The organism is Morganella sp. TYF_1 (assembly GCF_043105645.1).
Taxonomy (GTDB): domain Bacteria; phylum Pseudomonadota; class Gammaproteobacteria; order Enterobacterales; family Enterobacteriaceae; genus Morganella; species Morganella morganii_B.
In genome coordinates, this window is sequence record NZ_JBICLU010000017.1 from 1 (window position 1) to 11810 (window position 11810).

Annotated in this window: 12 protein-coding genes; 7 read left to right on the top strand and 5 right to left on the bottom strand. The window is 43.2% G+C overall.

Going from position 1 to position 11810, the window contains the following annotated elements; translation table 11 throughout:
• The first annotated feature begins 94 nt into the window (after positions 1-94).
• Positions 95-937, top strand: a complete 843-nt coding sequence (gene yghU, locus ACF8OF_RS08210; protein WP_354621920.1) for a glutathione-dependent disulfide-bond oxidoreductase — start codon at positions 95-97, stop codon at positions 935-937.
• 53 nt (positions 938-990) lie between these two features.
• Here yghU and ACF8OF_RS08215 read toward each other — a convergent pair whose 3' ends face one another.
• Complete coding sequence (locus tag ACF8OF_RS08215; RefSeq protein WP_392496303.1) at positions 991-2925, bottom strand: methyl-accepting chemotaxis protein; 1935 nt, start codon at positions 2923-2925, stop codon at positions 991-993.
• 245 nt (positions 2926-3170) lie between these two features.
• Between ACF8OF_RS08215 and ACF8OF_RS08220 the strand changes: the two genes are divergently transcribed.
• The 6 genes from ACF8OF_RS08220 (at position 3171) to tssD (ending at position 8592) form a co-directional block, all read left to right on the top strand.
• Positions 3171-3806 carry a DUF1007 family protein gene (locus ACF8OF_RS08220; RefSeq protein ID WP_392496304.1) on the top strand — a complete coding sequence of 212 codons (636 nt, stop codon included), beginning with the start codon at positions 3171-3173 and terminating at the stop codon, positions 3804-3806.
• An 8-nt stretch (positions 3807-3814) separates the two neighbouring features.
• Complete coding sequence (locus ACF8OF_RS08225) at positions 3815-4804, top strand: nickel/cobalt transporter (protein ID WP_392496306.1); 990 nt, start codon at positions 3815-3817, stop codon at positions 4802-4804.
• Between the two features lie 372 nt (positions 4805-5176).
• Entirely contained in the window at positions 5177-6706 is a 1530-nt protein-coding gene (gene gadC / locus ACF8OF_RS08230; protein ID WP_262862927.1) for a glutamate:gamma-aminobutyrate antiporter, read from the top strand.
• 156 nt (positions 6707-6862) lie between these two features.
• Complete coding sequence (locus tag ACF8OF_RS08235) at positions 6863-7225, top strand: YibL family ribosome-associated protein (RefSeq protein ID WP_262882777.1); 363 nt, start codon at positions 6863-6865, stop codon at positions 7223-7225.
• 318 nt (positions 7226-7543) lie between these two features.
• Entirely contained in the window at positions 7544-7876 is a 333-nt protein-coding gene (locus tag ACF8OF_RS08240) for a hypothetical protein (protein WP_025155299.1), read from the top strand.
• A 239-nt stretch (positions 7877-8115) separates the two neighbouring features.
• On the top strand, positions 8116-8592 hold the full coding sequence (gene tssD, locus ACF8OF_RS08245; RefSeq protein WP_262861106.1) for a type VI secretion system tube protein TssD: 477 nt from the start codon (positions 8116-8118) through the stop codon (positions 8590-8592).
• 23 nt (positions 8593-8615) lie between these two features.
• Here the strand turns inward: tssD and ACF8OF_RS08250 are convergent, their stop codons facing one another.
• The 4 genes from ACF8OF_RS08250 to ACF8OF_RS08265 form a co-directional block, all read right to left on the bottom strand.
• Complete coding sequence (locus ACF8OF_RS08250) at positions 8616-9029, bottom strand: DUF1240 domain-containing protein (RefSeq protein ID WP_392496307.1); 414 nt, start codon at positions 9027-9029, stop codon at positions 8616-8618.
• A 261-nt stretch (positions 9030-9290) separates the two neighbouring features.
• Positions 9291-9710 (bottom strand): DUF1240 domain-containing protein, encoded by a 420-nt coding sequence (locus ACF8OF_RS08255; protein WP_392496308.1) that lies wholly within the window; start codon positions 9708-9710, stop codon positions 9291-9293.
• Between the two features lie 261 nt (positions 9711-9971).
• A complete protein-coding gene (locus ACF8OF_RS08260) occupies positions 9972-10391 on the bottom strand; it encodes a DUF1240 domain-containing protein (protein ID WP_349467504.1) in 420 nt (139 codons plus the stop codon).
• Between the two features lie 28 nt (positions 10392-10419).
• Positions 10420-11262: a hypothetical protein gene (locus tag ACF8OF_RS08265; RefSeq protein WP_392496310.1), complete on the bottom strand. Its 843-nt coding sequence runs from the start codon at positions 11260-11262 to the stop codon at positions 10420-10422.
• Positions 11263-11810 lie beyond the last annotated feature (548 nt).

Genomic DNA, 11810 nt, shown 5'->3' on the forward strand with positions numbered 1-11810 from the left:
GGTGAAAAAAAATTCCGTTTGTATTTTATTCCCCGGAAGGTAGATTGGATAACTGATCACTTCAATCCGGCAGAAAATACAAAGGAGCATCGTTATGGCTGATCCAACCTATATCCCGCCTCAGGTGTGGGAATGGAAACAGAAAAACGGCGGAAAATTTGCCAATACCAACCGTCCTGTTGCCGGGGCGACACATGAAAAAGCGTTGCCTGTCGGTAAACACCCGTTGCAGCTTTATTCGCTGGGAACACCAAACGGCCAGAAAGTGGCTATCATGCTTGAAGAACTGCTGGCGGCGGGCGTCCGTGAAGCGGAATATGATGCCTGGCTGATTGATATCGGCGAAGGTGACCAGTTTGGCTCCGGGTTTGTTGATATTAACCCGAACTCAAAAATCCCGGCTTTGGTCGACAGAAGTGGTGAGGAACCGGTACGGATCTTTGAATCTGGCGCAATTCTGACGTATCTGGCAGAAAAATTCTCTCTGTTCCTGCCGGAAACACAACCTGAGCGGGCTGAAACGCTGTCATGGTTATTCTGGCAGATGGGTTCTGCGCCATTTGTCGGCGGCGGGTTTGGTCATTTCTATGCGTATGCACCTGAAAAATATGAATATCCGATTAACCGCTACGCGATGGAAACTAAACGTCAGCTGGATGTCCTGAACCGCCAGCTCAGTCAGCATGAATTTATTGCCGGTGATAACTACACCATCGCGGATATGGCGGCCTGGCCATGGTACGGCGGGTTAGTGCTGGGTACGTTGTATAATGCGGCGACATTCCTGTCTGTCAGTGAATATCCGCATGTGATCCGCTGGGCGAAGCAGATAGCGGCACGTCCGGCTGTTCAGCGCGGACGCCGGGTTAACCGCAGCGGCGGAGAGCCGTCAGACCGGTTTATCCGTGAACGTCACGACGCATCAGATCTGGACTGATATTTCACGCTGTCCCGGCGGAGTGTTTTCTGCCGGGAAACATATCCGGATTGTTAGTGCGGTTCCGGTAATTTAAAGGCCGATACCATCTGTGCGAGCTGTTCGGCCTCTCTTCTCAGGATTTGTGTCCGTGAAGCGGCATCATCAATTAATGTGGCATTCTGCTGTACCGTGGTATCCATCTCAGAGACTGCCATCGTTACCTCAGCCAGCCCTTTGCTCTGCTCTTCACCGGCAACACGAATATCACTCATCAGCTGTCTTACCTGCAACACATCCATCACCAGGTCTGCCAGCGTTTCTCCTGCTTCATGCACCTGATTACTGCCGGTTTTGACATTCTGCACAGACTCATCGATCAGTGCCTTAATCTCCTGTGCTGCCTGTGCGCTGCGCTGAGCGAGTGATCTGACTTCGGTTGCCACCACGGCAAAGCCCCGTCCGGAATCTCCGGCGCGTGCAGCCTCGACGGCGGCATTCAGTGCCAGAATATTGGTCTGGAATGCAATACTGTCGATCACCGACACGATCTCAACCATTCGTCCGGATGATGTACTGACACTGTTCATTGTCGAAACCACATCACGCATCATATCCCCGCAGCGGCTTGCGGTTTGTGCGGTGGTTTCCGCCAGCTCATCGGCCTGATGGGTATTTTCACTGTTCTGACGCACCGTCGCGTTCAGTTCTTCCATCGCGGAAGCACTCTGCTCCAGCGCTGCCGCCTGTTGTGTGACCCGGGCGGATAACTCGTTATTATTATCAGCAAGATTAACGGTATTTCCGGCTACAACAGAACTGCTGCTGCGCACGGTAAGCAACATGGATGAGATTTTATCGGCAAACAGATTAAATGCCTGTGAGATAGCGGAGATCTCATCGGCACCACGCACTTCCATCCGCCTTGTCAGGTCGCCTTCTCCGTGCGCAATATCATCGAGGGCTTTACGGGTTTCATCGAGGCGGGTGATCAACCGGCGGACAATCAGCCAGGAGCCCAGTAACAGCAGCGCCATAATCGGCAGCAGTGCTTCCAGTACATCTTGCATCATTACTTTTGCCAGTCCGGTGATCCGCGCTTCCGGTGTGACAAGGCCGATAACCCATCCGGTATCAGCCATCGGGAACAGCATCACCTGTGAAGCGGTGTTCAGCTGTCCGTCATTATCAATGCGGATACTGTCGATAGCGGATTGCTCAGAATGCGCTTGCTTCAGGCTTTCCGCCACCGGTGCCAGCCAGGCTGATTGTGCGGCCAGATCATCAAAGGTTTTGAATTGTTTGCTGTCATCACCCGGAAAATAGATCAGCTGCCCCTGGCGGTCTGTCACAAAAGCATAGCCACCGGTGCTGTTGCCGTATTGCTGCATAATGGCGGCGATATTATCCAGGCGGATATCCGTTGTCGCTACACCGGCAAATTTTCCGTCGGTTTTGTACGGCACACTGCAGGTCACCATATTCACACCGGAAACAGCATCTCTGTAAACATCTGACCACAAACAGCTTTCCGTGGATTGCTCACGGGCATTCCTGTACCAGCTTTCATTGTGATAATTGCCGGCACCCGCTGTATTGTACTCATCAGAAAACACCAGTTCCCCGGCCGGATTCCGTGCCCAGAAAAAGCTGCGTTTCTCAACGCCCGGCGTAAATGCCCCCGGCTCCGGCCAGATACCGCCGCCGGTGATCAGGTTATTGCTTTCAATCAAATTGGGCGGGATATAGCGGTACAGCGCCTCATCATTGGGCAGCACTTCCGCCAGGCGCGCCAGACTGACGGTTTTTCCGTCCGTCTGAGATAAAATCGTGCTGACCCGGGATGTCAGGCCGCGTCCGGTTTCTTCAATTAATGCGGTATTAATTTCCACAACGCGGGGCTGACCCCGCCACAGCATAACAACAATGATAATGGCAGTGGTGACAGCGAGAAGCAGGATGCCCCCGATGGTCAGACGGGTTGAAATGCGGGACGGATACCAGGACATACAAAACTCCCGAAACAAAGAAGGGTATATTTGAGTTATCGGCGGTGTGACTTATATCTTTATGATGTTTTATTGAACAGGTGAATGGATGGCGGATATCTGTGGCGGGGATCGCACTTTCGTCATTTTATGATGTTCTTTTATCCGCAGTGGTATTTCAGAAAACAGTATTTTCATCCGCAGTGCTATGTTATGTTATAACATATTTTACCAGTGTGAGATAATCTGTGAACTTAATCAGAAAAATGAATACGTTACTGCTCTCTTTCTTATTTTTGCTGATGTTCAGTCCGCAGACACTTGCACACCCGCACAGTTTTATCGATATGGAAACAACGCTGATAACAGAGAATCAGACTCTGACCGGGATTGATTATGTCTGGAAAATGGATCCGATGACGTCCGCAGATATTCTGTATGATTTGATGAACACCAAAGAAGACAGCCCGCAGTGGAAGAAGCAGGCGGCTTCTGTCATGGCCAATATTATTGCGCAGTCTTATTTTTCCGAACTGAATTATCAGAATAAAAGGCAGCCTTTTAAGCTCTTTCCGGACACCTACCGGATGACGCGCGAGGGATTGCAGATTGTCATGTCATTTCGTATCTCACTATTGCACCCGATACCCTTAACCGGCAGCACCATTGAGCTGAAAACGTATGAGCCGACTTTTTTTGTCAGCATGACCTACAACGGCAAACGCGCGGTTCACCTCTCTCCGCCGGATGTATCACGGTGCCGGCTCATTTTCACTGAAGCAGAGCCGTCCGATACCCTGAAAGATTACGCGCTGTCGCTGGATACCGGCGATACCCCGGATGATGACCTGACGCTCGGTCGCCAGTTTGCACAGCAGATCACCTTACATTGCCCGGAGTGAGATAACGGATGACATCATATTCACGGATTATTCTTCAGCTCACTATTGTGCTTATTGTTTTATTTGCCGGTGGGTTACTGTACAGTCAGTGGCCGTCATTGCTGCATGTCAGTGCGGGATTACAGAAGGAACTGAATTTTGAAATGGCGTCACTGATTCAGAAAGTCGTATCTGATCCGCTGAAAGCGGGCGGACTTCTGACCTTTTTCAGTTTTTTATACGGCTTATTGCATGCTCTGGGGCCGGGCCACGGAAAAATTATCCTGTCTGCCTATATCGCCACACATCCGGCAAAATTACGCCACAGCGCGCTGTTAAGTATTCTGGCCTCTCTGCTTCAGGGCACGGTGGCTGTTGTTCTGGTTTCTGTTGTGTTGTTTATATTAAACCTGTCAGTACGTCAGTTAAATAATGTCAGCCAGATAACAGAGAAAGCCAGTTATGCATTTATTATTCTTTTTGGCGGCATTATTGTTATCCGTGCATTACGCCGTTTATTTATCAGACCACCGGTCAATAAGCCAAAAATAAAAACAATCAGTGTATCGGATAATAAACCCCGGGCTGTGTTAAAACCGGTTTCTCTGCAAACCGGACAATCTCAGATATGTAGTTGCGGCCATCAGCATGTTATGCCCGGAAATAAAATCACCGGTAACTGGCGGACACAGGCCGGTATGATTCTGGCAATGGGCAGTCGCCCGTGCTCAGGCGCATTATTGGTTTTATTGTTCTCGTCAGTTATCGGTGTTTTTCACTGGGGGATTATTGCCGTATTCGCAATGGCATCAGGAACCGGTATTACCCTTTGTGTGATAGCCTGGTTTGTCCACAGTATGCGCTTTCTGGCTCTGCGCCTGTCCCGTAACCCGGCGCGAAAACCAAGCCGGTATTATGGCGATATTCTCCGGCTGATCGCAGGCGGGATATTTATTATCGCCGGTATATTAATGTATCAGACGGTCAGTATGCCCGGAACAGGTTTTTTTACCCGCTGACGGCCCTTATATTGTCATAATATATAAATCATTATTTACGTTAATATAGTAAACCCCCGGCTGTTTTGGTGTAGCACAGCGTTATCTGTCAATGAGAACACATTAATACGCCACCAAAGATGAAGTCATTTACGTGATTATTCTTTAGTAATTAGAGGGTTGGTGATTTATTTTGATGAATTCAGAACACTATTATCACTATGAAACTAAAGTCAGATGATTTGACAAGTCAGGATTAAGGGATAATAGTTATTAAACAAATTAATGGTGATTATGCTCACGACTCATTTCTGTTTATCAGACCAGAGAATGTCATGGCCTTTGGTTCGCAGATAAAAGAACTGATGTTATTAACTATATCAGGTGGATAGTATGACAGCGACAGCGTCTGGTGCCGGAAAACTGACTTTATTGGGGTTTTTTGCGATTACTGCCTCTATGGTCATGGCGGTATATGAATATCCGACATTTGCAACATCCGGTTTTAGTTTGGTTTTTTTCCTTTTATTAGGCGGGTTATTGTGGTTTATTCCGGTCGCTCTTTGCGCAGCGGAAATGGCAACGGTGGAAGGCTGGGAAGAGGGCGGCATATTCGCCTGGGTTTCTAACACACTGGGTGAACGCTGGGGGTTTGCTGCTATTTCATTTGGTTATCTGCAAATTGCAATTGGTTTTATACCTATGCTCTATTTTGTATTAGGGGCGTTATCGTATATCCTTAACTGGCCTGAACTGAATAATGACCCGATCGTTAAAACTATCGGTGCGTTGGTTATATTATGGATACTGGCATTTACTCAGTTTGGCGGTACAAAATATACAGCAACTATCGCTAAAATAGGTTTTTTTGCCGGTATTTTGTTACCCGCGCTCATTTTGGTATTCCTTGCTATACATTATCTTGTCAGCGGTGCGCCTTTAGCGACTGAAATCAGCGCATCGACTTTTTTCCCTGACTTTACAAAAATAGGTACATTGGTTGTTTTTGTTGCCTTTATATTGAGTTACATGGGAGTTGAAGCCTCAGCAACACACGTTAATGAAATGGAAAATCCGGGAAGAGACTATCCGGCGGCGATGTTTTTACTGATGATAGCGGCTATTTGCTTAAGTTCAATTGGCGGATTATCGGTCGCGGTATCCATTCCGGTCAGTGAAATCAATCTGTCAGCAGGTGTGGTACAGACATTCAATGTGCTGGTATCAAGTTTTAATCCTGCACTGGAGTGGACTGTCCGTATTATTGCAGCACTCTTATTATTAGGTGTCCTGGCAGAAATAGCATCATGGATTGTAGGGCCATCCCGCGGGATGTATGTTGCTGCCCAAAATGGTATTTTACCGAAAAGCTTTGCTAAGGTGAATAAAAATGGCGTACCGGTTACATTGGTGATTTCACAATTACTGATTACAACCATTGCCATCATCGTGCTGACCAACAGCGGCGGAGGCGGCAATACGTCTTTCCTGATCGCATTAGCGCTGACCGTTGTTATTTACCTGTGCAGTTATTTTATGTTGTTTCTCGGGTATATGTATTTAATCTGCAAACAGCCTGAAAAAAAACGGGTGTTTAATATACCGGGCGGTAAAGGTTTTAAACTTGTTGTGGCGTCTGCGGGTTTTATTCTGTCGGTTCTTGCTTTTGTTGTTTCTTTCTTTCCGCCAAGTTCATTACCGGACGGTGCAGGCAGTGAATCCTATGTGATGTTGCTTGGTATCAGTTTTGTGGTTATTTTTCTGTTGCCCTTTATTATCTATGCATTTCATAATAAGCAAGGTAAAAAAACCGGGGTATCAATGATACATATTAAAACGCATAACGCACCGGCAGGTCATTTCTTTATCCATCCCCGGGCACGATCTGCATATCATTTGGTTCATGATGATAAAAAAGATTAAAACGAGTGAAATATAAAACGGATAAGGCCACCATTGGTGGTCTTATCCGTTTTTACCGTGATGTAATAAATATTAAAAAAACGGACAACCCGTATCCTTTTCGTACTCTTACAGTGAATAGTGTATACTGCCCGGTAAGCAATTTATTCATGGTTTATTAAAATGAAAGAAAAAGCACAAATCAAGCTTCTCAGCGACCGTTTAGATCTTACCCGTCACCAGATGGAAAATATGCTGCAAAAGAATGAAACGGAAAAGTATGCAGAATTTGAGAAAGAAAAAGCCGCGCTGGAGACTGAAATTGCCCGTCTGAAGGAACTACGCAGCAGGAAACTCAGCAAAGAAGCGCAAAAGCTGGTGGATATGCCGTTCAAACGTTCTATCACCAAAAAAGAACAGGCTGATATCGGCAAGCTGAAGAAAGCGGTACGGGGCCTGATCATTGTTCATCCGATGACGGCATTGGGCCGTGAAATGGGACTGGATGAAATGACCGGTTTTTCCGGGACTGATTTTTAGTCAGAAAATGAATCCGCAGATGCCGCAACGTTTCTGATTAATACTCCGCACTCAGGCAGTAAACATCGGTTTCAGGAACCGGTGTTTCCTCCGGTTACTTATCAATACGGACAACGATCCCTGAAAGTGAACGGGATTTTTTACCGGAATACTGACAGGACTCCCTGATACCCGAAAATGTTACGGGTAAAAAAAGATAATGATGTATTCTCAGAAAAGAGAACGAATTTGAATTTTGACTATATTTTTATTTATGCCGTATTGGGTTATCGGGTATGCTTTTTATAGCTGCAACGGAAACCACAAAGGCACCTGCATATGAAAATAGTAATAATATTTTTATTCGTCTTAATAGTAACCGGATGTGATTCACATGAAAAAATTTATGGCCACTGGGAAAATATAGATGCCAGATGCCGTAGTTTGTGTTCTTTTTCTATAGAAAAGCACGATAACAAATACTCAGATTCAGTCATTATCTTTGATAAACCTCAACCGCCATACGCAAAAAGTAAACCTTTTATTCGTGATAAAAAACATAAAAACAGATATCTGGCAAAAGGTGAGAACGGTGATTTCTTATTCGAGCTTTATAAAGACCGTCTCTATGGTGCTGATAATTCTATATATGAAAAAACAAATCCCAAATAGCACTCTCTGACGGTATATCATGCCCTTCATATTTTGCGTACCACATATTGGGTGCGCAAAATGTCAGCCTGATAAGAACGTCCTGTACGCCTTGCAGTATAAAGGATTAATAACGATTAGTTACATTAGAGTTCGCAAAACAAAATGAAAATTTGCTAAGGTAGCCGACCGTTAAATACCGGGTTATTACCGGGTAAATTGCGAACCATCGATCATCACATTTTTAAATAAGGGCTTTTATGGCACATCCGATTTATCTGACGTTAACCGGTAAAATTCAGGGACTGATTTCTGCGGGATGTTCATCCGTGGATTCAATAGGAAACCGTTATCAGGCCGGACACGAAGATGAGATCCTGGTACTTAATTTAAACACAGGAGCATCCCGGGCGCAAAATGCCACCTACAAAGAACTGATATTCACTAAACCGATGGATAAAGCGTTTCCCCTGCTTTACTCCTGTGTTGATAACAACGAAATACTGGAAGCGACTTTCAAATGCTACCGGACAAGCCAGCACGGACAACTTGAAGTCTACGCCACATATAAGCTGACCGGCGCATCACTGGTTAGCGTTGATGATGTTAACGCAAACTTAGTCAGTGAAAGCAGCGAAGACCCTTATCAAGTCGTCAGAATGAGATACCAGTCCATTTCAAGGGAACACCTGAAAGCCAGCACCTCAACATACAGTATTAACAGCGAACTGATTTAACCGGCTATGATAAAGGATATGTGCTATTCACACATATCCTTTGAAATAATATATTTTGTGGGTGCGTGAATGGATTTTTTATGACACTTAACATAACCTCGTGACGTTAAATCATATTCAACATAAAATGAAAAAATAAAACTAAAAACAAACCCAAATATGGCTATTGCTGTGAGTGAATTGGTGATTTTTTTATTTAATCTCTTATTTGTTTTTAATTTTCCTTTTGTATACGCAAGAGCAATCGCCAAATATAAAAACCAAGCAAGCAAAGGAGAGAAAAAAACAATCAATCCCAGTGGGAATGAAAATGAAATGATATCGGATTTAAGAAAGTAATTAACATATCCGCGTATCGACATACATAATACAAAAACCATAGAAAAAAACATGACAGCTGAAATTAAATACATTTTAACTGGTTTTATCTCACTCACAGCAGCACCTATTGAAAGTAGTAAAAAAATTAACCGAACCGATGAAAATTCGTGAAAAAGGTATCAGCATAATGCCGTCCCTCTCCGTCAGCCCGTGGTTTGTGCTGTTTTTTTAGCTCTCTGATAATGGATTCACTTATAACGAACTGCTCATCCAGCTCATATAATAAAAGCGAAATAATAATACCATTTGAAAGAAATTACCTCAATATACAGCATTAACAGCGAACTGATTTAACCGGCAATGATAAAGGATATGTGTTATTCACACATATCCTTTGAAATAATATATTTTGTAGGTGCGTGAATGGATTTTTTATGACATTTAACATAACCGAGAGATGTCAAATCATACTCAACATAAAAGGAAAAAAAGAAACTAAAAACAATTCCGAATATGGACATCATCGCGAGTGAGTTAGTTGTTTTCTTATTTATTTTCATCTCTCTTTTAAATGTTCCTTTTTGTTTTCGATACCCGATTACAATCATCCAATATGACACCCACACAAGCAAAGGAACGGAGAAAATAATCAATCCCAGCGGAAATGAATATGAAATAATGTCAGATTTAAGAAAGTAATTAATATAACTACTTACCGAAACATATATGCCAATCGGTAAAAAAAATATTATTATAGCTGAAGCTAAATACATATTAGCTGGTTTAACATCACCCACGATAGCACCTGTTAAAGTTAGTAAAAAAATTAACCGAACCGATGAAAATTCGTGAAAAAGGTATCAGCATGATACCGCCCCTCTCCGTCAGCCCGTGGTTTACGCTGTTTTTTTAGCTCTCTGATAATGGATTCACTTATAACGAACTGCTCATCCAGCTCATATAATAAAAGCGAAATAATAATACCATTTGAAAGAAACTACCTCAATATACAGCATTAACAGCGAACTGATTTAACCGGCAATGATAAAGGATATGTGTTATTCACACATATCCTTTGAAATAATATATTTTGTGGGTGCGTGAATGGATTTTTTATGACATTTAACATAACCACGTGATGTTAAATCATACTCAACATAAAAGGAAAAAAAGAAGCTAAAAACAATTCCGAATATAGCTATTGCCGCAAGTGAATTGGTGATTTTATTATTCGGCTTTGCCTTCCATTTTAATTTTCCTTTTTGTTTTCGATACCCAGATATAATCATTAAATATGATAACCACAAAAACAAAGGGAGCGAAAAAATAAAGATCCCCAGGGGGAATGAAAATGAGATAATATCGTTTTTAATAAAGTAATCTATATAGCTTTTTAGTGATCCATACGCTCCAAATACGCCAATAAAAAAAAACATTGCGGAAACAAAATACACTTTTACTGGTTTGACATCACTCACTTAAGCACCTGTTAACGTTAATAAGAAATTAGCCGAACCGGTGAAGGTTAGTGAAAAAGGTATCAGCATGATACCGCCCTTCACCATCGGTCCGTGGTTTGCGCTGCTTTTTAAGCTCTCTGATTATTGACTCACTTATACCAAAATAATCGTCAATCTCGTATAATAAATACGAAATACCAACACCAGCAATAAATATTATCGCAGATACAACGATAATACTTCCGGAAGCAATTCCAGCAGCGGTCATCAATATAGGGACAGCCACCGCACTTAACTTTATGCTTATTATAAGCTTCGCCATATCCATTGTCACATTCACAAAAAAATTCGTCAGCGTATATTCATCTTTAAATATCAGCTCAACCACACGATACGCCAGAGAATACACAATTGAAAACCGGGTTGCTTTGATTGAAACATCATTCTGCCCTTGGGTTCCAATGCCCATAAACAATATTTTTGCGTTATCAGCCAGATACTTGGTCCCGTTAAGAAAAGCCCTCACGCCAGGACGACCGGACAGACGGATATATACATTACCATTTTTCCCGACGTATTCCGTGGCTTTAACACCAAGACCACCGAATTCATGAATAATACGGGAAAGACGGGCTGATTCATAAACGTTACCCGCAAAATTGGAAACAAAATCACCAATACCAAATACGGTATCCTTTGCCGACGAAAAAGGATTCGATGTATTCGTATTTTTTAAAACATACTCCGCTTCCTCAACTGTAATCAGCGCGGCAATATTATCGTCATCCTCGGTCTCATCCATTATTTTCCGAATTTTTGCCAATTCATTCCGATCGTTTGCGTCTCTTGAAAGCCCGTTAATAATTCCGGTGTAATTCTTATAATGCATTGTAACCCCTTGGTAATTTCGCTTAGGATATAATACAGAACGACACCGTTCAAATTAATCTGATTCCGCTTTGACGCAACGCCGGTACTTCATTTCATGTTACTGCCACGAATACGCTATGATTTCCGCCTGCAGGATTATTTAGTTTAATTCTTATCATTAAAAAAGCGCACGCTGATTACGTGTTATCGGGTAATCGAAATAAGGATGCGCATAACCTTTCCGTGGTTCCTCACGGGTGACTTCCGGTATCTGCATCCGGCTTCGAATGGGAAGAGATTATTTTTGCAGACTTCGGACAAATTTCTCAGGAGTCTGGTTATTTAGCGAGGAATAGGGTCTTTAATGAATTTCAGCGGAGGTATATTGAATCTGATTGGCGGAGATCACAGGAGTCGCATATGAAGGAAAACAGTATGATTTAAAAGAAAAATATCTATTTGAATTAATAATAAACCCCCATATGCACCCCCAAGGTATAAACTATACCGGAACAAATTGCCTTATTAAGGGGCAACAGCGATCTTCTAGGTTAAACATTGTGGCAA